Source organism: Lentzea sp. NPDC092896 (assembly GCF_044754905.1).
In the GTDB taxonomy this organism is placed as follows: domain Bacteria; phylum Actinomycetota; class Actinomycetes; order Mycobacteriales; family Pseudonocardiaceae; genus Lentzea.
Genome location: NZ_JBIVPX010000002.1, coordinates 322,666 through 344,939 on the forward strand (window position 1 = coordinate 322,666; position 22,274 = coordinate 344,939).

The 22,274-nt window shown below is 70.7% G+C and carries 17 protein-coding genes; 8 read left to right on the forward strand and 9 right to left on the reverse strand.

Annotated elements, in window-relative coordinates; genetic code table 11:
• The first annotated feature begins 1,010 nt into the window (after window positions 1-1,010).
• Together ACIQF0_RS12895 and ACIQF0_RS12900 are read left to right on the forward strand one after the other, a co-directional pair.
• Entirely contained in the window at window positions 1,011-2,027 is a 1,017-nt protein-coding gene (locus ACIQF0_RS12895; protein ID WP_401028495.1) for a glycoside hydrolase family 88 protein, read from the forward strand.
• 67 nt (window positions 2,028-2,094) lie between these two features.
• Window positions 2,095-2,580 (forward strand): hypothetical protein, encoded by a 486-nt coding sequence (locus tag ACIQF0_RS12900; protein WP_401028498.1) that lies wholly within the window; start codon window positions 2,095-2,097, stop codon window positions 2,578-2,580.
• Here the strand turns inward: ACIQF0_RS12900 and ACIQF0_RS12905 are convergent.
• Window positions 2,574-3,497, reverse strand: a complete 924-nt coding sequence (locus tag ACIQF0_RS12905) for a peptidoglycan-binding protein (protein ID WP_360035270.1) — start codon at window positions 3,495-3,497, stop codon at window positions 2,574-2,576. The two genes, ACIQF0_RS12900 and ACIQF0_RS12905, sit on opposite strands and share 7 nt — an antisense overlap.
• Window positions 3,498-3,507: 10 nt before the next feature.
• A complete protein-coding gene (locus ACIQF0_RS12910; protein ID WP_360035267.1) occupies window positions 3,508-4,032 on the reverse strand; it encodes a response regulator transcription factor in 525 nt (174 codons plus the stop codon).
• A 97-nt stretch (window positions 4,033-4,129) separates the two neighbouring features.
• On the opposite strand from ACIQF0_RS12910, the gene ACIQF0_RS12915 reads away from it, so the two are divergent.
• Entirely contained in the window at window positions 4,130-8,245 is a 4,116-nt protein-coding gene (locus ACIQF0_RS12915; RefSeq protein ID WP_401028503.1) for a BTAD domain-containing putative transcriptional regulator, read from the forward strand.
• On the opposite strand, the gene ACIQF0_RS12920 is transcribed toward ACIQF0_RS12915, so the two are convergent.
• Both ACIQF0_RS12920 and ACIQF0_RS12925 read right to left on the reverse strand, forming a co-directional pair.
• The gene (locus ACIQF0_RS12920) at window positions 8,200-8,865 is read right to left on the reverse strand and encodes a response regulator (RefSeq protein ID WP_401028506.1); all 666 of its coding nucleotides are present in this window, start codon (window positions 8,863-8,865) and stop codon (window positions 8,200-8,202) included. The genes ACIQF0_RS12915 and ACIQF0_RS12920 overlap by 46 nt on opposite strands.
• A complete protein-coding gene (locus ACIQF0_RS12925; protein ID WP_401028509.1) occupies window positions 8,862-9,944 on the reverse strand; it encodes a sensor histidine kinase in 1,083 nt (360 codons plus the stop codon). The genes ACIQF0_RS12920 and ACIQF0_RS12925 overlap by 4 nt, the downstream gene beginning before the upstream one ends.
• Before the next feature lie 131 nt (window positions 9,945-10,075).
• On the opposite strand from ACIQF0_RS12925, the gene ACIQF0_RS12930 reads away from it, so the two are divergent.
• A complete protein-coding gene (locus ACIQF0_RS12930; RefSeq protein ID WP_401028512.1) occupies window positions 10,076-10,390 on the forward strand; it encodes a DUF6223 family protein in 315 nt (104 codons plus the stop codon).
• On the opposite strand, the gene ACIQF0_RS12935 is transcribed toward ACIQF0_RS12930, so the two are convergent.
• The 4 genes from ACIQF0_RS12935 to ACIQF0_RS12950 all read right to left on the reverse strand — a co-directional run bounded on the left by ACIQF0_RS12935 (window position 10,347) and on the right by ACIQF0_RS12950 (window position 14,690).
• Window positions 10,347-11,486, reverse strand: coding sequence for an ROK family protein (locus ACIQF0_RS12935; protein WP_401028515.1), 1,140 nt, complete (start codon window positions 11,484-11,486; stop codon window positions 10,347-10,349). The two genes, ACIQF0_RS12930 and ACIQF0_RS12935, sit on opposite strands and share 44 nt — an antisense overlap.
• Window positions 11,483-12,865 carry a xylulokinase gene (gene xylB, locus ACIQF0_RS12940; protein WP_401028518.1) on the reverse strand — a complete coding sequence of 461 codons (1,383 nt, stop codon included), beginning with the start codon at window positions 12,863-12,865 and terminating at the stop codon, window positions 11,483-11,485. The genes ACIQF0_RS12935 and xylB overlap by 4 nt, the downstream gene beginning before the upstream one ends.
• Before the next feature lies 1 nt (window position 12,866).
• The gene (xylA, locus tag ACIQF0_RS12945) at window positions 12,867-14,018 is read right to left on the reverse strand and encodes a xylose isomerase (protein ID WP_401029934.1); all 1,152 of its coding nucleotides are present in this window, start codon (window positions 14,016-14,018) and stop codon (window positions 12,867-12,869) included.
• A gap of 81 nt (window positions 14,019-14,099) precedes the next feature.
• Window positions 14,100-14,690 (reverse strand): SGNH/GDSL hydrolase family protein, encoded by a 591-nt coding sequence (locus tag ACIQF0_RS12950; protein ID WP_401028521.1) that lies wholly within the window; start codon window positions 14,688-14,690, stop codon window positions 14,100-14,102.
• Between the two features lie 316 nt (window positions 14,691-15,006).
• Here ACIQF0_RS12950 and fusA point away from each other — a divergent pair, with 316 nt between their 5' ends.
• On the forward strand, window positions 15,007-16,992 hold the full coding sequence (gene fusA / locus ACIQF0_RS12955) for an elongation factor G (RefSeq protein ID WP_401028524.1): 1,986 nt from the start codon (window positions 15,007-15,009) through the stop codon (window positions 16,990-16,992).
• A 52-nt stretch (window positions 16,993-17,044) separates the two neighbouring features.
• A complete protein-coding gene (locus tag ACIQF0_RS12960; RefSeq protein ID WP_401028526.1) occupies window positions 17,045-17,806 on the forward strand; it encodes an endonuclease/exonuclease/phosphatase family protein in 762 nt (253 codons plus the stop codon).
• Here ACIQF0_RS12960 and ACIQF0_RS12965 read toward each other — a convergent pair.
• Entirely contained in the window at window positions 17,796-19,253 is a 1,458-nt protein-coding gene (locus ACIQF0_RS12965; protein WP_401028528.1) for a hypothetical protein, read from the reverse strand. The genes ACIQF0_RS12960 and ACIQF0_RS12965 overlap by 11 nt on opposite strands.
• 117 nt (window positions 19,254-19,370) lie before the next feature.
• Between ACIQF0_RS12965 and ACIQF0_RS12970 the strand changes: the two genes are divergently transcribed.
• Both ACIQF0_RS12970 and ACIQF0_RS12975 read left to right on the forward strand, forming a co-directional pair.
• On the forward strand, window positions 19,371-19,979 hold the full coding sequence (locus ACIQF0_RS12970; RefSeq protein ID WP_401028531.1) for a hypothetical protein: 609 nt from the start codon (window positions 19,371-19,373) through the stop codon (window positions 19,977-19,979).
• 22 nt (window positions 19,980-20,001) lie between these two features.
• Window positions 20,002-22,236: a GH92 family glycosyl hydrolase gene (locus ACIQF0_RS12975; RefSeq protein ID WP_401028535.1), complete on the forward strand. Its 2,235-nt coding sequence runs from the start codon at window positions 20,002-20,004 to the stop codon at window positions 22,234-22,236.
• Window positions 22,237-22,274: the final 38 nt, after the last annotated feature.

Here is a 22,274-nt window from a genome sequence, read left to right on the forward strand (position 1 = left end):
CCGGGGACTCGTTCCGCACCGACCATCTCGTTCAACGGTGCGGGGTTCTGTTGTGTTCCCGGCGTGCTGTGTGCTCGCTCACCGGTCGGTTGACATCTAATTCCCAGCTGCGCAAGGGAATCCCGGCGAAGAGGAAGACCCTCAAGCCGTCTGGGGGGTCCGGCTTGAGGGTCGAGCTTGTGGTCGGTGCGGCGGTCGCCTCTCGGCGGTGGGCACGACGCGGTTCCAGCCGAACGGTATGCCGCGAGGGCGTTTGTGTTGGGGTCCGGGGACTCGTTCCGCACCGACCATCTCGTTCAACGGTGCGGGGTTCTGTTGTGTTCCCGGCGTGCTGTGTGCTCGCTCACCGGTCGGTTGACATCCAATTCCCTGCTGTGCAGGGGAATCCCGGTGAGGAGGAAGATCCTCAAGCCGTCTGGGGGGTCCGGCTTGAGGGTCGAGTTCGTGGTCGGTGCGGCGGTCGCCTCTCGGCGGTGGGCACGACGCGGTTCCAGCCGAACGGTATGCCGCGAGGGCGTTTGTGTTGGGGCCCGGGGACTCGTTCCGCACCGACCACCCCGTACAACGGCGCGGGGATCCGTTGTGTTCCAGGGGGACCTGTGTGGCCGGTCACCGGCGGAAGCGCGGAAAACCTTCCGGGGCAAGAAGAAAACGGGTGGTCGGCGCGGCAGGAGAGCTCCGCGCCGACCGGACGCCCTCAAGACGTCTGTCGGGGAGAGGGACGGCTTGAGGACGAGTCTGGTGAGGCCGGTGCGATCGGTCGCCTCTCGGCGAGTGGCTCTGCGCGGTACCAGCCGAACGGTCTTCCGCGAAGGCGTTGAGGTGAGGCCCGGGGGACACGGATCGCACCGCCCAACACGTATAACGGACCTGAAGCCCGCAGTGTTTCCGGAACGGGCTGTGTGGTCGCTCACCGCGTACCGGGATCTCGCGAAACCCTGGCCTCGCGGGGTGACCGCCCGCTCTAATGGGCGATGACGCCGCCCATGTCACAGGTTGGAGAAAACCTGATGGTGAGGCGGCGTTCGTTCCTGCTCGGGGCATCAGCCCTGCCACTCATCGGTCCCGGCACCGCGCTGGCAGCGGCCGGACCGCTCGACTCCGGGCGGCTGGCCGCGGACTACTGGATCCGCACGCAGGCCGTCGGCGGCAACGACTGGCAGGACGCGACCCTGCACAGCGGTGTCATGGCGCTGTACCGGGCCACGAATGACACCAAGTACCGCGACTACGCGCTGGGCTGGGCGAACCGGCACAACTTCGGGCTCAAGAGCTCGTCGAGCAACCCGCACTTCGCCGACCACCAGGCGGCGGGGCAGGCCTACCTCGACCTGTACGAGGACACCCCGGAACCGCGGCGCAGGGCGGCCGTCGTCCGGGAGATCGACGCGACGATCGCGACCGGCAGGACCGACTACTGGTGGTGGGTCGACGCGCTGCACATGGCGCTGCCGCTCTTCGCCCGGCTCGGGAAGATGGACTACGGCGACCGGCTCTACCGGTACACCCGGCAGCGGCTGTGGAACAACGGGCTGTGGTGGCGGGACAGCAAGTTCGTCAACAAGAACATCTACTGGTCGCGCGGCAACGGCTGGGCGATCGCGGCACTCGCCAAGGTCCTGCAGGTGCTCCCGCAGCAGTCGCCCTACCGCGCGGGCTACGAGGCGGACTTCCGGCAGATGGCCGCCAGGCTCGCGCAGGTGCAACGCTCGGACGGGTTCTGGAACGTCAACCTGGGCGACCCCAACAACTATCCGGGTCCGGAGACGAGCGGCACGGCGTTCTTCACCTACGGCCTCGCGTGGGGCGTGCGGTCGGGGCTCCTCAACGCCACCACCTACCGCCCGGTCGTGACGAAGGGCTGGGACGGCCTGACCAGGCTCGCCCTGCAGTCCAGCGGCCGGCTCGGGTACGTGCAGGGCGTGGGGCAGCAGCCGTCCGACCACCAACCCGTGCGCGCCAACGACACGTCGAACTTCGCCGTCGGGGCGTTCCTGCTCGCCACGTCGGAAGTCGCGCGTCTCTAGGCGCGAAAGTCGTCCGCCGGCGAACATCGCCTGCCTGGACTGACGATTCGGGGGAGTCACGCGGTACGTGCTGGGAGCGCTCGCGGTCGCCACCGCGCTGGCTCTTGCCCACGACACGACGGGCGTCATCGCCATTCCCGGAGCGCCGGTACCGCTGTCGGTCGAGTCGATGCGCCTTCTCGCGGACGACGGTTGCCGGCGGCCACCGGGATTCCGGCTCAACACCCTGCAACGGTTGCACGGCAGCGTTCTGGAGGTGGGCGTCACCGACAGCCAGCTCGTCGTGTGCACCGTCGAGCCTCAGTCGCAGGTGATCTCCACGACCGAGGTGGGGCGGGTCGCCCCTGAGATCGCCGTCCTCGAGTTCCTGGTCGGCGGACAGGTCTTCACGGCCGAGTTGTACGGCGAGACCTACCTCTGCCGCATTCCGCACAGGATCACGATCGTGCGAGTCCGGGCCTGCGACGCGAGTGGCCGGCTCCTGCGGGATGCGGAGATCCAGGGTCTGGATCGCCGAGAGCCTCGGCGATCCAGACCCGTCGTCCGTCAGTAGAAGCAGCCCGTGCGGGGCAGCGACGACGGCGCCGGCGGCGTCCGCCCGTCGTACAGCGCGAGCAGGAAGTTCTGCGGGCAGTAGGACGTTCCGCTGATCTTGATCGCGATGTGCAGGTGCGGGCCCGTCGAGTTGCCGGTGTTGCCGGTCGTGCCGACGCGGTCACCTGCCTTGACGGCGGTGCCGTTCGAGACCGACCACGACGAGAAGTGGCAGTAGATGTAGTCGACGCCGCTCTTGACGATCCGCAGGCCGTTGCCACAGCCGCTGGGCTCGTTGATGCGGTACGCGGTGCCGGTGACCATCGCGTACGCCGGCTTGCTGTTCACCGGCAGGTCGATGGCGGGGTAGTCGTGGTGCGGGTCGTCGTACTCGCTGCGCGGCAGGGCGCTCTTGGCCAGCGGCAGGCTGTAGGTGCCGCCGCCACCGCCGCCGGAGCCCGACCCGCCGACCAGGGTCTGCCAGGTGTTCGGGCCGACGACGCCGTCCGCGGACAGGCCCTTCGAGCTCTGGAACGCCACGGCCGCGCTGCGCGTGCCGCCGCCGAAGTCGCCGTCCTCGTCCAGGCCGTAGCCGTAGCGGTTGAGCTGCACCTGGGCGGCGCGGACGGCGTTGCTGTTGTTGCCCTGCTGGACGCTGACGATCAGCTTCGGCCAGGTGTTCGGGCCGATCTGGCCGTCTGACGACAGTCCGTTGGCGGTCTGGAACTGCTTGACCGCCGCTTCGGTGGCCGGGCCGAAGTCGCCGTCGGCGTCGATGTTGTAACCGCGGTGGCGCAGCAGGTGCTGGGCGGTCAGCACGGTCGCGCCGTTCTGGCCTTCCTTGACGTTCGGCCACGACGGCAGTGCCGCCTGAGCGGGGCTGACGACTCCTATCAGAACCCCGAACGAGATCAGGGCGGCAACGAGGATTCTCATGCCCAGCACGCTAGGAACGCACCGCCAGCGGGCGCCCTAGTCGCGAGACCAGTTGTGTGCGGTCGCGGCAGCCGAACTTCCTCAGCAGGTTCGACACGTGGTACTTCACCGCGCTCACGGTGATGAACATGGCCGCGGCGATCTCCGCGTTCTCCCGCCCCTCGGCGACCAGCCGCAACGTCTCTCGCTCGCGGACCGTCAGCGACGCCGGCGGGGGACCGGGCAGCAACGACGACACCAGTCGCGGCGACACCCAGCCGCCGAACCGGTGCACGTCGTGCACGGCCCGCACGATGTCCTCCGGAGGGTCGTCGGCGAGCACGAGCCCGGTCACGCCCAGCCGCACCAGGCCTTCCACGGCGTCGAACGACGACAGCACCGCGACCGTGCGGGGCCCGGCGGCGGCAGCGGCGTCGGTGACGATCACGTCGGCGGGAGTGCCTGGGACAGCCCACGGGGCGGCGGTGAGGCGGGACGAGATCCGGTCGGCCAGCAACGTGCTGCGCAGCGACAGGGAGACATGGATGGTCGGCACATCCCGGAACAGTCGGGAAAGGACCGTATTTCTCCGTATCGGCTGCGTATAACGCCAGGTCGTTGTTACCGTTCCGCCGATCATCGGGGGAGGGTGCGTGCGGTTCCGGGTGCTCGGTCCGATCGTCGTCGCGGCAGGCGAGGAGGAGACGCCGTTGCGGTCGGCGAAGCAGCGGATCCTGCTCGCGATGCTGGTGCGGCACGCCAACACACCCGTGTCCCCGCAACGGTTGATCGAGGTGCTCTGGGAGGTCCCGCCCGCCTCCGCGCAGGAGAACGTCCGGTTGTACGTCTACCAGCTCAAGCGCGCGTTGGGCCTCGCCGACCGGATCACCCGCGAACCGGCCGGGTACGAGCTGAGCATCGAACCCGGCGAGCTCGACGCGGACCTGTTCGACCAGCTGACCGAGGACGGCGAACGGGCGCTCGCGGACGGCGACCCCGCCAAGGCGGCCGATCTGCTCACCGAGGCGCTCGGCCTGTGGCGCGGCCCGGCCTACCCGGACCTGCCCGGCCAGTTCGCCGCGCGGCTGGACGAGGCCCGGCTGCGCGCGGCGGAAGCGCGTGCCGGGGCGGAACTGGCGCTGGGCCGGCACGCCGAGGTGATCGGCGGCCTGGCCGAGCTGGCGCAGGCCAATCCGTACCGGGAACCGTTGCACGCCAAGCTGATGACCGCCCTGTACGGCGCGTCCCGCCAGGCGGAGGCACTGGAGGTGTTCCGGCGGGCACGCGAACGGCTCGTGAGCGACCTGGGCATCGAACCCGGCCCCGAACTGCGCGGCCTGCACGAGACGATGCTGCAGGGCGCGCCGCTGCACGAACCCGCGCCGCCGAAGACCGCCCGCGGGGACTGCCCGTACCGCGGCCTGATGGCGTACCAGCCGGAGCACCACCCGTGGTTCTTCGGCCGCGATCACCTCATCGACCTGGTCACCCGCCGGATCGACCGCCATCCCGTCGTCGGGGTGTTCGGCGCGTCCGGCAGCGGCAAGTCGTCGTTGTTGCGCGCCGGGGTCGTCGGTGGGCTCGACGCGTCCTGGCGGCCGATCGTCATCACTCCGACCGCGCACCCGATGGCAGCGCTCACCAACGCACTCGCGTCGTTCACCGGCAAGCGGCCCGACCTCGGCACCGATCCGGCGGCGTTCGACGTCGAGGTCCGCAACGCGCTCGCGAACGGCCCGGACGACGTCCGCGTGCTGCTCGTGGTCGATCAGCTGGAAGAGCTGTTCACGTTGTGCACCAACGAAGGTGAACGCTCACAGTTCATCGGCGTGCTGCTCGACGCCGCCCAGGGACCGCATCGCCGCACCCGCGTGGCGCTCGGCGTCCGGGCGGACTTCCTCGCCCACGTCACGCAGCACCCCAGCCTGGTGCAGGCGCTCGCGGACGAGGCGACCGTGCTGGTCGGACCGCCGTCGGGCGCCGACCTGCGGGACATCGTGCTGCGCCCGGCCACGATGAGCGGGCTGTCCGTCGCCGCCGACCTGCTCGCGACCGTTCTGGCCGACGTGGACGCCGAACCGGGCGCGCTTCCGTTGCTGTCGCACGCGCTCGTCGAGACGTGGCAACGCTCCGGCACCGAACTGACGCTGGCCGCGTACCGGGCCGGTGGCGGGGTGCGCGGGGCGATCGCGCAGACCGCCGAACGCGCCCACGACGACCTGGCCGACGCCGAACGACAGGCCATGCGCCGGATCCTGGTGCGGCTCACCGCGTTCGGCGACGGCACCGAGGACACCCGCAGGCCGATCCGCCGTGCCGAACTCGACGGCATCGCCGAGCCCGAGGTGATCGACGGCGTGCTCGGCCGCCTGGTCACCGAGCGGTTGATCGTGGTGGACGAGGACACCGTCGAGATCGCGCACGAAGCGCTGATCCGCGCGTGGCCCCGGTTGCAGCGCTGGCTGTCCGACGACCGCTCGACGCTGCTGGTCCACCGCAGGCTGACCGCCGCCGCCCACACGTGGAGCGAGCTGGACCAGGACGACGGCGCGCTCTACCGGGGCACGCAGCTCGTCACCGCGTCGGCCTGGGCGCAGGACCACCCCGGCGAGCTCAACGCGGCCGAGGAGGCGTTCCTTGCGGCCAGTCGCGAGCACGACCAGGCCGAGCAGGTCACCGTGAAGCGCCGAAACCGGCTGCTGACCAGGCTCGTCTCGATCATGGGTGTGCTGCTCCTGCTGGCCGCGGGCGGGGGCGGCGTCGCGTGGTGGCAGTCGCGGGAAGCCCAGCTCCAGCAACGGATCGAGCAGGCGCACCAGATCGCGCTGTCCGCTCGTGGCCTCGTCGACACGGCGCCCGACCTCGCCGGACAGCTCGCCGTGTCGGCCTACCGGTTGCACGAGGACGACGACACCCGAGGCGCGCTGCTGAGCGCCGCCTCCGCACCGCGTCGCCGCATCGAGCTGAACGCGGACGGCCCACCCGTGCTCGACGTGAGCGTGTCGCACAAGGGCGACGTGATCGCCACGGCCGACCGGGACGGTCACGTCACGCTGTGGGACCCGCGGACCCGGTCCCGCAAGCTCCTGCTCGCGGACCACAACGGGTTCACCGACGGCGGCTACGCCAGGCAGGCCGAGTTCAGCGCGGACGACAGGTTCCTCGCCTCGAACGCGTCGCTGCCCGCGCTGGGCGGAAGCCCCGGCGACGTCGTGGTCTGGGAGCTGGCGAGCGGCACGGCCGTGTTCTCCCACCAGTTCGACGTGATCACCACCGGACTCGCGTTCCACCCGGCCGGCACGTCGTTCGCGGTCGGCGTCGCCGGTGGTGCCGTCGAGGTGTGGGACGTGGCGGCGAAGACCAGCCGGACCTTCCAGGGCCACGGGAACGAGGTGAACGCGCTGGCGTTCAGCCCGGACGGCTCGCTGCTGGTCACCGCGAACGGCAAGGAGCGTCCGCTGGTGTGGGACGTGGCTTCCGGGGCGCGCGTCGGCGAGATCCCGTCCCTGGAGGTCAACAACGTCGGCTTCGACGGCGCGGCGATCGTCACCGCGACCCTGCGCGACGGCGTCAAGTTCTGGGACGTCAACGGGAACTTGTTGTCCGAACTGCCGAAGCAGGGCGCCTACGCGTGGGAGGCGTCCGGGCCGGTGGGCGGCCGGATGGCGGTGGCGGACGAGGACGGCCTCATCACCATCTGGGACATCCGCACCGGCCGCCCCATCACGACCTACCGCGATCGCGGCCGCACCGAGTCCAGGGCGATCGCGCTCGGCCGTGATGGCACGCTGCTGGTCTCCGGAGGCTACGGCCGGATCGTGGCGGTGCGCGAGGACGCCGTGCCGCCGTTCACCGGTCACGCCGACGGCATCAACGACATCGACGTGTCCGGCGGGACGGTCGCGTCCGCGGGGGACGACGGAACCGTGCGGCTGTGGGATCTCGACGGTGCCGCGGTGGCCACTTTGGACGGTCATTCCGACCGGGTGGAGTCGGTGGCGTTCAGCCCGGACGGCTCCCGGCTGGCCGCGCTGACCCGCGACCACACGATCTCGCTCTGGGACGTCGCCCGGCGCGAGCGGCTGTCGTCGTTGTCCTACAGCGGGTTGGGCGCGTCGACCGACATCGCCTACCAGCCGGACGGGCGCGGGATCGTGACGGCGTCGCTCGGCCGGTTCCGCTGGAGCCTGCCGGACCTGGTGCAGGGCACGTTCTCCGGCGGCCCTTACATCGCGAGCGCCGTCGAGTTCACCCCGGACGGCCGCCTGCTGATCTCCACCGATCCGGCGGGTGGCGCGATGCTGTGGGACCTCGCGAGCGACAAGCTGGAACGGCGGGTCAGCACCGGTCAGGGCGACGTGCGGGACGTCGCGGTCAGCCCGGACGGCACGCGGTTCGCGACGGCGGGCGCCAACCGGACGGTGAAGGTCTGGGACGTGGCCACGGGTGCGGAGCTGATGACGCTGACCGGCCACTCCGCCGCCGTGGTGGCGCTGGCGTTCAGCCCGTCCGGTGAGGCGCTGGCGTCCGGGGGAGAGGACGACTCGGTCGTCGTCTGGAACCTCGCCACTCGGGCCGGCACAACGCTGACCGGGCACACCGGTCCGGTGCAGGCAGTCGCGTTCACGCGGGAGGACGAACTGGTGTCCGGCGCGAACGACTCGCGGATCATCCGCTGGTCACTGTCCACTGAGGACGCCGAGGCGCGGATCTGCGCCGAGGGCTATCCGCGTTCCGAGGCCTGCGGGACGACCAGGCCCGACTCGTAGGCGATCACCACCAACTGCGCCCGGTCACGGGCGTGCAGCTTCATCATCGCCCGGTTGACGTGGGTCTTCGCGGTGAGCGGGCTGATCACCATGGCCGCGGCGATCTCGTCGTTGGACAGGCCGCGCGCGACCAGGGTGACGGCCTCGCGTTCGCGGTTGGTCAGGTGGGCGAGGCTCTGGTTCCGGTGCGGTGGCTGGCTCACGTACCGGTCGATCAGCCGGCGGGTGATCGACGGGGCGAGCAGCGCGTCACCGCGGGCCGCGACCCGGACGGCGTGCAGGAAGTCCTCCGGCTGCACGTCCTTGACGAGGAACCCGGCCGCGCCCGCCTTCAGCGCGTGGAAGACGTACTCGTCCAGGCCGTAGTTGGTGAGGATCACGATGTGCGTGCCTGCGAGAGCCGGGTCGGCGGCGATTCGCCTGGTCGCCTCGATGCCGTCCACGACGGGCATCTGGACGTCGATCAGGGCGATGTCCGGGAGGTGCCTGCGGACCTGGTCCAACGCCTGCTCGCCGTTCGCGGCCTCGGCGACGACCTCGATGTCGTCCTCGGCCTCCAGCAGCGCGCGGAAACCGCTGCGGATCAACGGCTGGTCGTCCACCAGCAGGACGCGGATCATGGCTGCACCACGGGAAGTTCGGCCTGCACGCTGAAACCGCCCTCACTTCGCGGCGCGGCGCGGAGGTGACCGCCGAGCGCCGTGACCCGTTCGCGCATGCCGAGAAGCCCGACGCCGGGCCCCGTGTTCCCGGGCGTCGCCGTGCCGTCGTCGTCCACCTTGATGATCACCGCGTCCGGCCGGTAGTCGATGTGGACCTGTGCGGTCGCCGCGACGGCGTGGCGGGCGATGTTCGTCAGCGACTCCTGCACGATCCGGTACGCCGTCCGGTCGACCGCGGCGGGGACGTCGCTGTGGCTGCCTTCGATCGTGAGCCGGGCGTCCAGGCCGTTCGACCTCGCGCGTTCGACGAGTGCGGGCACGTCGTCCATGCCGTGCGGCGGGTTCTTGTCGTCGTCCCTGAGCGCTTCCAGGGTGGCTCGGAGTTCCCGCGCGGCTTCGCGGCCGGCGTCGCGGATCACCAGGAGCGGCTCGGGCACCTCCTCGCCGCGTTTGCGGGCGAGGTGGACGGCGACCTCGGCCTGCAGCTTGATCACGGAGATCTGGTGGGTCAGGGAGTCGTGCAGCTCGCGCGCGATGTGCAGGCGTTCCTCGCCGGCCCGCCTGCGCGCCGTCTCCTCGCGGGTGCGTTCGGCCTCGTCGGCTCTGCGTTCGGCCTGCCTGAGCGCCTCACCGGCGGCCGCGGCGGCGATCAGCCACGCGATCTGCAGGACGTCCCTGGTCTGCCCGAACGCCTCGTACGCCGTGAGATCGCGGGGCGACAGGAGCGCCGCGAGGGGGAGCGTGGCGAGCATCAGCACGGAACCGGCGAGCGTCACGACGCGATGGCCCGCCCGCATCGTCGAGTACACGGCGAACAGGAACGCGATCACCGGCACGTCGGCGCCGGTCGCCTGGTAGCCCAGCGCGAGGAGCCCGGTCGCGGCGAGCACGGCGATCGGGGCCGTCCTGCGCGCCACGAGCGCCAGTCCGCTCGCGGCCAGCAACGCGTAGCCCGGCCCGGTGGCGGGGTGCCCGGCCACCACCAGGCTCGCGGCGACCCCGGCGGCGATCGCCCAGTCCAGCCAGCGCCTGCTCATGCCTGCACCCTAATCCGGTGTTCGGGCTGGTAGATCCTGCGCTGGGATGACTTCCGGACTACCGCGCCCGCGGTAGTCGCTGTCTGCGCACGCACGACGACCGTTCGCGCTTCGCGGGACAGGCTGGGGCCATGTTGCTCTCAGCTGCTTACGAGATGACCGCCGGACGCACGTGGTCGCTGATCGGCGCCGCTGCCGGAGTGTTCGGCGTGGTGATGGGCGTGCTGGCCTTGAGGCGAGGCCGGAGCGGCTCGGTCGCGGTGATCGCCGGTGGGGTGGCGGTGGTGCTCGGCGTCGTGGTCGTGCTGATGGCGAAGGGCGGCCCCGGCACCGGCTACGGCATCGTTGGCGGCTACGTGTCGCTGGTGGTGGGCCTCGCCGCCGTGGTGCTCGGTGTGCTGGCTAGGCGAAGAGCCGCTCGGGCTGCTGCACCGCGCGCCTCGTGACCAGTCCCGCCGCGCCCCGCACGACCGCGAACTCGCCCAGGGGTGACGCGATCAGCCTGGTGTGCCGTTCGCCGCCCGCGAGCACCCTGCTGTCCATTTCGGACTGGACGGCCTCGCGCAGATGGTCGTACAGCACGGCATAGCTGCCGCCGAGCACGACCGTCGGGACGTCGAAGAGGTTCATCAGGGTGCCGAGCCCGACCCCGAGCGCCTCACCGGCGTTCCGCACGGCCTCCAGCGCCTTGGGATCGCCCGCGTCGAGTGCCTTGCGCAACGAGTCGAGGCGTCGCCGTCCGGCCTCGCGCAGGATGACGTCCAGTCCCGCGTACCGCTCCACGCAACCGCGGCTGCCGCACGTGCAGAGGACGCCGTTGCGTTCGATCACGACGTGCCCGAGTTCGCCCGCGAACCCGCTGACCCCGCGGTAGACCTCGCCGTTCAGCACGACGCCCGCGCCGATGCCGACGTCCGCGGTCACGTGCACGAAGTCCTCGCCCGCGAGGTGCCGCGGCCACAGGTGGGCGAGCGCGGCGAGGTTGGCCTCGTTGTCGAGCAGGACGTCGAGGTCCGTTCGCCTGCTCAACGCCTCGGCCAGCCGCACGCCGACGAGGTTCGGCAGGTTGGGCGTCCTGATGACGACTCCGTCGTGCACGACACCCGGTATCGCCAGGCCCGCACCGAGGAGCGGGCGCGGCCCGGTGACCTCGCGGATCAGTTCGGCGATCCTGCCGAGCACCTCGTCCGCCGTGGCCCTGCGCATGTCGGCGGGCACGAGACGGCGCTCGAGCGTCTCGCCGTCGAGTCCGATGGTCTCGACGGCGAGGTGGCTGACGTTGATCTCCGCGCCCACCGCGACCGGCCCGTCCGGGTGGAAGCGCAACGGCTTGGACGGCCTGCCCATGCCGGCGAGCGTGGCCGGCTCCTCGACGAGGATCCCGTTGGCCAGCAACGGTTCGGTGAGGTTGGACAGCGTCGCCTTGGTGAGGCCGGTGCGGGCCGCGAGGTCGGCCCGCGAGCCGGGGCGGTCGACGAGCGCGAGCAGCACCGTCCGCAGGTTGCCGAGGCGGACCTGGCGGAGGTGGTCGACGGTGGTCATCGACTCAAGTATCGCTGCGCCGCTTCTCCGTACCGCGCCCGGATCTCCGGCACCGCCTCCGCCTCGTAGCGGGTGCTCTCCGCCAGCGTCCACTCCGGCGGCGTCGCACCGCCCGTGAGCGTCCACGCGGCCTGCCTCGCGGCGCCGTCGGCGACGTATTCGCCAGGCGCGGGCACCGTCACCGGTACCCCGAACACCACCGGCGCGATCTCCCGCACCGCCGGAGAAACCGCCGCTCCTCCGACGAGCCGCACGCCCGTGACGTCCGCACCTTGCTCAGCGAGTGCGTCGAGTCCCACGGCGAGACCGCACAGCATGCCTTCCACGGCCGCACGCGCGATGTTCGCGGGCGTCGCGTTGGCGAGCGTCAGACCGTGCAGCGCACCCGTCGCGTCCGGCAGGTTCGGGGTCCGCTCACCCTCCAGGTACGGAACCATCACCACGCCGTCCGCACCCGGCTTCGCGGACAGAGCCAGTTCGCTGAGCCTCGTGAGGTCGACGCCCAGCATCCGGGCGGTCGCGTCCAGCACGCGGGCGGCGTTCAAGGTGCACGCCAGCGGCAGGTACCGGCCCGTGGCGTCGGCGAACCCGGCCACGATCCCGGACGCGTCCTGCGCCCGGACGTCGCTCGTCGCGGTCACCACACCGGACGTGCCGAGCGACACCACGACGTCCGCGCCGCCGCCCACACCGAGCATGGCCGCCGCGTTGTCCCCGGCGCCCGCGCCGAGCCGCACCGGGCCGTCCACGAACTCGGCCGGTCCCAGGACTCGGGGGAGCAGCACGTCGGAGCGCCCCAGCGCCAGCGAGACCAGATCCGGCACGTACGCGTTCGTCACCGAGTCGAAGTAGCCGGTGCCGGACGCGTCCGAGCGGTCCGTCACCAGGTCGGCCAGATCACCGGTGCCGCGCAGCCGCCACGTCAGCCAGTCGTGCGGCAGGCAGACGGCGGCGGTGCGCTTGGCGTTGGCCGGTTCGTGCTGGGCGAGCCAGCGCAGCTTCGTGATCGTGAACGACGCGACCGGTACGAGGCCGATCCGCGCCGCCCACTCCGCCGCGCCCAGCTCGTCCGTGAGAGCAGCAGCGGCCGCCGCGGAACGGGTGTCGTTCCACAGCAGCGCCTCGCGCACGACCTCGCCGTCCTCGTCGAGGCAGACCATGCCGTGCTGCTGACCGGCGACGCTCACCGCCGACACGTCGTCCAGCCCGCCGGCGTCGGACAGCGCCGACTGCAGCGCCGTCCACCAGTGCGACGGGTGGACCTCGGTGCCGTCCGGGTGAGCCGCGCGGCCCTCCCGGACGAGCCTGCCGGTCTCCGCGTCGCGCACCACGACCTTGCACGACTGCGTGGACGAATCGATGCCGGCGACGAGCGTCATGTCAGCGTGCTCCCGTGAGGTGCTCGATGGCGAGCTGGTTGAGCTGCACGAAGCCGTAGCCCCGCTCGCCCGCCTGATCGGGGTCGAATCCGGTGTCCTTGATCAGGTCATCGTAGGACTCGCCGGCGTTCAGCGTGGGCTGCGACAGCTCGGCGACGCCCGCCGTCGCGAGCGCCTCCTGCACCTCCGGGTCCGCCCGGAAGGCCGCGGCGCGGTCGCGGAGCAGCAGGTAGGTGGCCATGTTCGCCTTGGCCGAGTCCCAGACGCCCTTGATGTCCTCGGTCCGCGACGGCTTGTAGTCGAAGTGCCGCGGGCCGTCGTAGCCGGCCGTCTCCAGCAGGTCCACCAGCGCGAACGCGTTCATCAGGTCGCCGTGCCCGAACACCAGGTCCTGGTCGTACTTGATGCTGCGCTGCCCGTTGAGGTCGATGTGGAACAGCTTGCCGTGCCACAGCGCCTGCGCGATGCCGTGCACGAAGTTGAGCCCGGCCATCTGCTCGTGCCCGACCTCGGGATTCACGCCGACCAGTTCCGGCTTGTCGAGCGACGTGATGAACGCGAGCGCGTGCCCGACCGTCGGCAGCAGGATGTCGCCGCGCGGCTCGTTCGGCTTCGGCTCGATCGCGAACCGGATGTCGTAGCCCCGGTCGGTGACGAACTGCGTCAGCAGGTTCATGGCCTCGCGGTACCGCTCGAGCGCCGCCCGCACGTCCTTGGCCACGTCGTACTCGGAGCCCTCACGCCCGCCCCAGAGCACGAACGTCTTGGCGCCGAGCTCCGCCGCGAGTTCGACGTTGCGCAGCACCTTCTGCAGCGCGAACCGCCGCACGCCGCGGTCGTTGCTGGTGAAGCCGCCGTCCTTGAACACCGGGTGGCTGAACAGGTTCGTCGTCACCATCGGGATGACGAGCCCGGTTTCGGCGAGCGCGCCCTGCAGCCGGCTGATCTGCTGGTCGCGGTTGGTCGCCTCGAACCCGAACAGGTCGTCGTCGTGGAACGTCAGCCCGTACGCGCCGAGTTCGGCGAGCCGGTGCACCGCCTCGACCACGTCCAGTTCGGGCCGCGTGGCCTCGCCGAAGGGGTCACGACCCTGCCAGCCCACGGTCCACAGACCGAAGGAGAACTTGTCCGCCGGAGTGGGCGCGCTCATCATCCACCTCATTCGTTCAATGCTTGAACTTAGTCGGGACAGTACGACGCCACGGCGTTGATCGCAATCGGTCAGGCGTGAAGTTCAGGCGTGAAGTTCCGCGGCGACCGCCTCGACCGCGGGTGCGAGAGCCGCGGCGATCGCGCGGTAGCCGAGGGCCGACGGGTGGAAGCGATCGGCCGCGAAGAGCGAGGGATCCGCGGCGAACAGGGACGTCACCGCCTGCTCGACGTGGGCGACCACGCCACCGGCCCGGATGACGGCCTGCTGCTGCACCTGGGCGTAGTCGCGGCTCACAGCCGACACGACGTCGCGCAGCGCGGGCGGCACGTGTGCGACGACGCTCAGGTCGGGTGCGGTGCTCACGACGACTCCGGCGCCCGTCCGCCGCAGGTCCGCGACCGCGTCGTGCAGTTGCTGCGCGCCGACGTGCGCCGGGACGAACCGGGTCAGGTCGTTCGCGCCGATCACCACGACCGCGATGTCGGTCTTGCCCGTGGCTCGAACCTGGGCGCGCAGGTCGGCCGAGCGGGCGCCCGCGAAGGCGTGCACGCTGAGGTCGACCTGGTGTCCCTTCGCCCGAAGGCGTTCGGCGAGCAACGGGCCGAGCGTGTCCTCCCGGCGCGTGCTGCCCACTCCCGCGGCGATCGAGTCGCCGAGCAAACAGAGGCGCATGGTCGTTGAACGAGGGGCGTTGAGCTGGTGTTCCGGGGAACAGTCCGCTGTGGGCGAATGTTGGAGTGGGTAAACCGCTGTCGTGAGAGTGCCGATCTGTCTACACTCCACGATCATCAACGAGCTACCGAGCGAGAGGGGACCGGCCATGCGCACCACCGCCGTGCTCCCGTCCCGTTTCGACGTGATCCTCGTGTCTCCGCACCCCGGCTGCCCGCTGCGCGCCGGGTACCGGAGTGTCTGACGAACCCCTCCGCGGCGTTCGTCGGGTCATCGCGCTGACCCCGTAAGTCCTTGACACCAAAGGCACACAGCCATGCGCACGATCACGTTGAACGCTGTCCGCAACCTCGGCATCCTCGCCCACGTCGACGCCGGCAAGACCACGCTCACCGAGCGCGTCCTGTTCGCGACGGGCAGCACCTACAAGCGCGGTGAGGTCCACGACGGCACCACCGTCACCGACTTCGACCCGCAAGAACGCGACCGCGGCATCACGATCTTCGCCGCGGCCGTGACCTGCACGTGGGACGGACACCGCATCAACCTCATCGACACGCCAGGCCACGTCGACTTCGCTGACGAGGTCGAACGATCCCTGCGCGTGCTGGACGGGGCCGTCGCGGTGTTCGACGGCGTCGCCGGCGTCGAGCCGCAGAGCGAATCGGTGTGGCGGCAGGCTGATCGCTACGGCGTGCCGCGGATCGCGTTCGTCAACAAGCTCGACCGGGCGGGCGCCGATCTCGACGCCGTCGTGGAGTCGATCCGCATGCGGCTGCACACCGTGCCGCTCGTCGTGCAACTGCCGATCGGCGTGGAGGACGGGTTCCGCGGTGTCGTCGACCTGGTGCGCATGCGTGCGCTGACCTGGGACGACGGCATGACCGAAGGGCCCGTGCCGGACACGCTGCTGGCCGAGGCGCAACGACGTCGTCGTCTCCTGGAGGAGGCGGTGGCGGAACTGCGTCCCGAGGCGTTGGAGGAGTTCTTCGCAGGAGGTCTTTCTGATCAGACGCTCGTCGAAGCACTGCGGGAACTGACCCGGCGAGGTCAGGCCACCGTCGTGCTGTGCGGCTCGGCGTACCGCAACCGCGGCATCGAACCGCTGCTGGACGCGGTGATCGCGTACCTGCCGTCCCCTGTGGACGTTCCGCCGGTGCGCGGCGTCGACGGCCAGGAACGGCAGCCGGACCCGGACGCGCCGTTCGCGGCGTTGGTGTTCAAGGTGAACGCCACCGCCACCGGACGGCTGGCGTACGTGCGCGTCTACTCGGGCACCCTCCACAAGGGAGAGACGATCCAGGTGGGCGGCCGCAGCGAGCGCATCGGGCGGATCCTGCGCGTCCAGGCCGATCGGCACACGCCGGTCGACCAGGCCGTCGCGGGTGACATCGTCGCGCTGGTGGGGCTGAAGTCGGCGCGCACAGGCACGACCCTTTGCGCGCCAACGGCTCCGCTGCTGCTCGAACCCGCGGTGTCGGCCGATCCTGTGGTCTCGGTGGCGGTGGAAACGCGGACCAGCGCGGACAACGCCAAGCTGACCGAGGCGCTGGCGCACCTGGTCGACGAGGACCCGTCCCTGCGGTTCGGGACGGACCCGGAGACCGGCCAGACGGTGTTGTCCGGCCAGGGCGAGCTGCATCTGGAGGTCTCGGTGGAGAAGGCGCGCACGCTGCACCGCATCGAGATCACCATGGGACGCCCGCGCGTCTCGTACCGCGAGACCGTTGCCAGCGGTGTCACGGGGTTCGTCCACCGGCACGTGAAGCAGGACGGAGGACAGGGGCAGTTCGCTCACATCGTGCTCGACACCGAGCCGCTGGAGACCGGTTTCGAGTTCCGCTCGGCCGTCACCGGCGGGCGCGTGCCGCAGGAGTTCGTCCGCGCGGTCGAACAGGGCTGCCGGGACGCGCTGGCCGAAGGGCCGCTCGGGCACCCGGTCACCGGTGTGCGGGTGACGCTGGTCGACGGGTCCACGCACGTCAAGGACTCGTCGGAGATGGCGTTCCGCACGGCCGGACGGCTCGGGCTGCGTGACGCGCTGAAGGCCGGCGCGATGACGTTGCTCGAACCGATCGCCGAGGTCACGGTCACCGTGCCGGAGGAGTACCTCGGTGGCGTGCTCGGTGATCTGGCTTCGCGCCGGGGCAGGATCCTCGGTTCGGTGGCCAGGACCGGCACGACGGTGGTGACGGCGAGTGTGCCGTTGGCGGAGATGTTCGGCTATGTCACGAAGTTGCGCAGCCGGACGCAAGGCCGAGGCAGCTTCACCAGCACTCCGACCGGCTATGCGCCCGCATAGGTAGTACGCAGGCCCGTCTCGCGAGAGGCGGGCCTGTGCCATGCTCGGAGAGGTGTCGACCTTGAGCGTCATGTCGTTCAACCTGCGGTACGCCTCGGCCGCCGAGCCGAACTCGTGGGCGGTCCGGCGCCCGGTCATGGCCCAGTTGCTGCTCAACGAGCTACCAGCCGTCCTCGGCACGCAGGAGGGCCTCTACGGCCAACTGCTCGACATCGCCCACGACCTGCCGGCCCACTACGACTGGATCGGCCTGGGCCGTGCGGGCGGCAGCCACGACGAGTTCATGGCGATCTTCTTCGACACGCTCCGCCTCGAACCGCTGGAGTTCGACCACCACTGGCTGTCCGCCACCCCGAACGTCGTGGGCTCCCGGTCGTGGGGCAACAACGTGATCCGCATGGTCACGTGGGTCCGGTTCGCGGACCGCCTGACGGGCAAGCAGTTCGTGGCCGTCAACACGCACTTCGACCACGAGTCGGCGAACTCCCGGCTGCGCAGCGCCGAGTTCGTCCGCGACCGGCTCCAGGCCCAGACGCTGCCGGTCGTGCTCACCGGCGACTTCAACGACGTCCCCGGTTCACCGGCCTACGCCACGCTGACGTCCGTTCTGGCCGACTCGTGGCTCGCGGGTCCGCGGACCACCCCGGCGTACGGGACGTTCCACGGCTACGGCCCGCTCGTCCCGGACGGCCCGCGCATCGACTGGATCCTTACTCGCGGCGCCACCGTCGAGGCCGCCGCGATCAACACCTTCCAGCGAGATGGTCAGTTCCCGTCCGACCACCTCGCCGTCCAGGCACGCATCAGCCTCTAGGCGCCCATTCGGGCGGCAGGTCGTGCGAACAGGTGGGTGCTCCGGCCGCACGCGCCTGCCGTTGCTCCAGGTACGGCCCGGCGATCTGGTCCCGGGGTAGCGGGGCCAGCGCCGTGATCGCGTCGCCCGCGGCCAGCACCTGGCGCCGCATCCGTTCGTGATCCACGGCCTGGGAGCCGAACGACGGCGCCCAGAGCGTCCACGGCCCGGAGATCATCGCCATCGTCGGGATCAGGTGCGAGTGGAAGTGCGTGCCGATGCCGCCGAACGAGCACTGCGCCGGCACCCGGCCTGGCACCGGCAGGTCGCTGCCGGGCAGGACGAACGTGCGATCGACCGCGCGCCCCGCCAGTGCTGTCAGCGCGCTCTGGGTGAGCGTCGGGCTGCCCGCGAACCAGCCGGACAGCTCGGCGAGGCCTGTTGGTCGCAGAGAACCGTTCAGCGGCAGGAACTCCCGCGTGCCGAGGTGTTCCAGCACGAACGCGAACGCGACGGAACCCGAGTCGTACTCGGCGTCGAGCGCGCGGGCCCGGAACTCGCTGCCCTCCGCCGGGCGGTGCAGGTGCCCGGTCGCGAAGACGAACTCGATCGTGCGCGGCCGGCAGCGCAACGGCAGGCGGGCGAAGTGCTCGGCCAGTGCCAGCAGTGCGACGGTGCCGTTCTCCTGCACCCAGCCCACGCCGTCGGTGTTGGTGTCGAGGACGATCCGTTCGCTGCTCAGGCCTGGGAGCGTGGCGATCAGTGAGCGGGTGACGGCCGGTTCGCGCCCGGCCAGGACACCGATCGTCGTTCGCGTGCCCGGGACCAGGTGCACGGCCGCGTCGGAGCCGACGAACACGCCTGGCACGCGGTAGTGGGTGCCGAGGTGCGGGTCCCAGTAGCCCTTCACCTGCTCGTGCGGGAACGGGAAGGCGACGACGACCCCGGCGGCGCCCGCCTTGCCCGCGTCGACCATGTCCTCGTCCAGCAGGGGTTCGGCGAGGTAGCCGCGGTCGAGGGCGGGGAAGTCGCGCAGGACGATCTTGCCGCGGGCGTTCGCGGCGGTGATCGGCGTGCCGGCGGGCAGGCGGACGAGCTCGCCGGAACGCAGACCGGGCTCGGAGTAGGGGATCGCGCCGGCGACCGGCACCAGGCCGCCCGAGAGCAGAAAACCGGGACCTGGCTTCCAGCGCTGGATCGCGAACGGCTCGGAACGCACGGCCACGCCCGGCAGCCGGTCCACCCGGCGTTCGAGCCAGGAGATCAGGCGGTTGTGGGCCGGGCTGCCGGTGGCGCGGACGCCGAACCCGGCGACGGTGGCGTTGAGAGCGCGGAGCTGGGCGGCGGAGGCGAACGTCCGGTCGTCGACGGTGGGGGAGCAGTCCGTCGAGGCGGTGGCCGGAGTGGTGAGTTGGAGGGCGAAAACCGTTACGACACCTATGAATGCGATGCATCTGGCGGGGTGCACGGGCTCACTGTGACCGGCGTGAGCAGCGCTCACAATCCGCTGTCCAGGTAACCAAGTGAGACCTGTGTCAACCGTGAAGGGAAATGGTTTATACCAATTTCCGCTACGGTCCGCGAGATGCGCCTGAAATCGACGTTCGGCCGCGTCGCGGTGATCGCGTACGCGCTGCTGTTCACCCTCGGCTCGACAGCGGTCGCCAACGCCTCGCACGGCCGCGAGTGCGCCACCCCGTCCATCGACCGGTACCAGCAGTGGATCGCCAGTGGTGAAGGTGCCACGGAGCCCGCGACCGGCAGCATCCTCGTGCCCAAGGGGCGGCACGACCACACGGCGAAGATCAAGTTCCTGGCGGACGACTGGGCGGTCATGGTCGTGTGGCTGGGCAACAAGTTCGAGGCCCAGGCCGACCTGTCCCACTCGGCCGGTTTCTCGATGACCTACCGCGCCACCAGCGACCTCTACATCCAGCTGCGGCCCGCGTCGTTCTGGAGCGGCGGCGACAAGTGGGTCACCAAGGTGCCGTCCACCGGCGGCAGGCTCGTGAAGCGGTTCTTCAGCTTCAAGACAAAGGACTGGACATATCTGCCCGCGCTCGGCAAGCCGTCCTACCCGCTCGCCGAGGCCCTCGACGACGCCCGTGGCCTGGTGTTCGTCGGCAACACGAAGGACGATCTGGAGTTCCAGAGCCTGAAGATCGACGGCTACCGGCCACCCTGCGTTTACTGAGAACCGGTTACTGTCCCGGGACGTGAGAGCGCTCCCGGTCTTCCTGGTCACTGTCCTCACCGCCGCGCTGGCGACTCCCGCGAGTGCGGCGGTGAGAGACGACACCCGGTACGTCGACCCGCTGATCGGCTCGGCGGGCGGCGGCAACACCTATCCGGGCGCCGTGCGGCCGTTCGGGATGATCTCGTGGAGCCCGACGTCGACCCGCGGCGACCAGACGAACACGGGCGCTGCCAACGGTTACGCCTACGACGCGACGAGGGTGCGCGGTTTCAGCCTCACGCACGTCAACGGCGCGGGCTGTCATCCCGGCGCCGCGGGGGACGTCCCGATCATGCCGCACGTCGGTGACATCACCTCGTCGCCGACCGCGGACACCAAGGACCAGATCTTCGCGAGCGACTTCTCGCACGCCGACGAGAAGGCCGAGGCCGGGCGCTACCGGGTGGGCCTGAAGTCCGGTGCCACGGCGGACCTCTCCGTGTCGACGCGCGCGGGCATGGGCGAGTTCACCTTCCCCGTCAACGGGTCGCTGCTGTTCCGCACCTCGAACTCGCTCAACGGCAGCGAGGACGCCGACATCACGATCGACCCGGCGACCAACTCCGTCTCGGGCTCGGTGCTGACCGGCGCGTTCTGCGGCCGCCGTGCGAACGGTGGCACGAACAACCAGAAGACCTACTACCGCCTGCACTTCACGGCGTCTTTCGACCGCCCGATCTCGGCCTACGGCACGTGGGTCAACAGCGAACTGCGGCCTGGCACGACGTCTGCCTCCGGTGGTGAGGGCTACCTGACCGGAAGCAACCGTGCGGGCAAGGGTTCCGGCGGATACGTGTCCTTTGCGGACAGTTCGGTGCGGATGCGCGTGGGCATCTCTTACACCAGCCTGGACGCTGCTCGACGCAACCTCGCGACGGAGATCCCGAGGCGCGCGACCGTCGCCGACGTGGCGGCGGAAGCGAAGAAGGCCTGGGCGAAGCAGCTGCGCGCGGTCGAGATCGACGGCGGCACCGCGGACGAGCGCACGATCTTCTACACCGCGCTCTACCACACCTTCCTGCAGCCCAACGTGATCAGCGACGCCGGTCAGGCCACCAGGTACGGCAACTTCTCCGGCTGGGACCAGTACCGCGCCCACACCCAGTTGCTGGCGCTGCTGGCACCGGACGTGGCGAGCGGCTACGCGCAGTCGTTGCTGGACATCTCCCGCGAGAACGGCGGTGTGTGGGACCGCTGGGTCCACATCACCGGCCCGACGCACGTCATGACCGGCGACCCGTCCGCCCCGGCCATCGCGGGCATGTACGCCATGGGCGCGCGGAACTTCGACGTGCGCGCGGCCTACGACTCGCTGCTGCGCCAGGCCACCGTCCCGCACCCGGACGGCCTGTCCGACAAGGGCTGCCCCGGCCAGTGCGAGGGCCAGCGCCCGAACCTCGCCGAGTACCTGCGCCTCGGCTACGCCCCGCAGGACACGTGTCACTGCTGGGGCGGCGCCGCCGAGACGCTGGAGGACTCGGTCGCCGACCAGGCGCTCGCCGACCTGGGCCGCGGGCTCGGCCGTCCCAGCGAGGAGATGGAGAAGCGCGCGGGCTGGTGGCGCAACACGTTCAACCCGGACACGGGCTACCAGCAGGCCCGTCGCGCCGACGGCACCTGGGTGACGCCGTTCAACCCGGCCTCCGACCAGGGCTTCGCGCAGGGCAGCAGCGCCACCTACACGTGGATGGTGCCGCACGACGTGCAGGGCTTGGCCGAGGCCATGGGCGGCAACGAAGCGGCCGTGACCAGGCTCGACGCGTTCTTCCACCGCGCGGACGGCTCGTGGGCGACCGGTGGCGACGCGCTGCGCTACGACCCGACGAACGAGCCGGGCATCCACACGCCGTGGATCTACAACGAGCTCGGCCAGCCGCGCAAGACCCAGGAGACCGTGCGCGCGATGGCCCGGCTGGTCTACAAGACCGGCCCGTCCGGCCTGCCCGGCAACGACGACCTGGGCACGATGTCGGCCTGGTACGTCTTCGCCGCTCTGGGCCTGTACCCGCGCACCCCGAGCAGCGCCGAACTGCACGTGTCGAGCCCGATGTTCCCCAAGGCGCGGATCACCGCGAAGAACATCACGGTCCTCGCGCCCGGTACGCCGGCCGTCCACGTGCAGGAAGTGCGCTGGAACGGCCGCGAGGTGGAGCAGCCGTGGCTGCCCGAGTCGTTCGTGCGGCGCGGCGGGGTGCTGAGGGTCGCCGTCGGCTAGACGCGCGAAATACCTGCGACACAAGATCCAGACTCTGT

Coding starts and splice junctions, on each gene's coding strand:
- ACIQF0_RS12950 (WP_401028521.1), bottom strand. CDS start 14,690: ATGCGCCTCTGTTTGCTCGGCGACTCGATCGCCGCGGGAGTGGGCAGC.
- ACIQF0_RS12895 (WP_401028495.1), top strand. CDS start 1,011: ATGGTGAGGCGGCGTTCGTTCCTGCTCGGGGCATCAGCCCTGCCACTC.
- ACIQF0_RS12970 (WP_401028531.1), top strand. CDS start 19,371: ATGCGCCTGAAATCGACGTTCGGCCGCGTCGCGGTGATCGCGTACGCG.
- ACIQF0_RS12905 (WP_360035270.1), bottom strand. CDS start 3,497: ATGAGAATCCTCGTTGCCGCCCTGATCTCGTTCGGGGTTCTGATAGGA.
- xylA (WP_401029934.1), bottom strand. CDS start 14,018: ATGATGAGCGCGCCCACTCCGGCGGACAAGTTCTCCTTCGGTCTGTGG.
- ACIQF0_RS12935 (WP_401028515.1), bottom strand. CDS start 11,486: ATGACCACCGTCGACCACCTCCGCCAGGTCCGCCTCGGCAACCTGCGG.
- ACIQF0_RS12920 (WP_401028506.1), bottom strand. CDS start 8,865: ATGATCCGCGTCCTGCTGGTGGACGACCAGCCGTTGATCCGCAGCGGT.
- ACIQF0_RS12925 (WP_401028509.1), bottom strand. CDS start 9,944: ATGAGCAGGCGCTGGCTGGACTGGGCGATCGCCGCCGGGGTCGCCGCG.
- xylB (WP_401028518.1), bottom strand. CDS start 12,865: ATGACGCTCGTCGCCGGCATCGATTCGTCCACGCAGTCGTGCAAGGTC.
- fusA (WP_401028524.1), top strand. CDS start 15,007: ATGCGCACGATCACGTTGAACGCTGTCCGCAACCTCGGCATCCTCGCC.
- ACIQF0_RS12930 (WP_401028512.1), top strand. CDS start 10,076: ATGTTGCTCTCAGCTGCTTACGAGATGACCGCCGGACGCACGTGGTCG.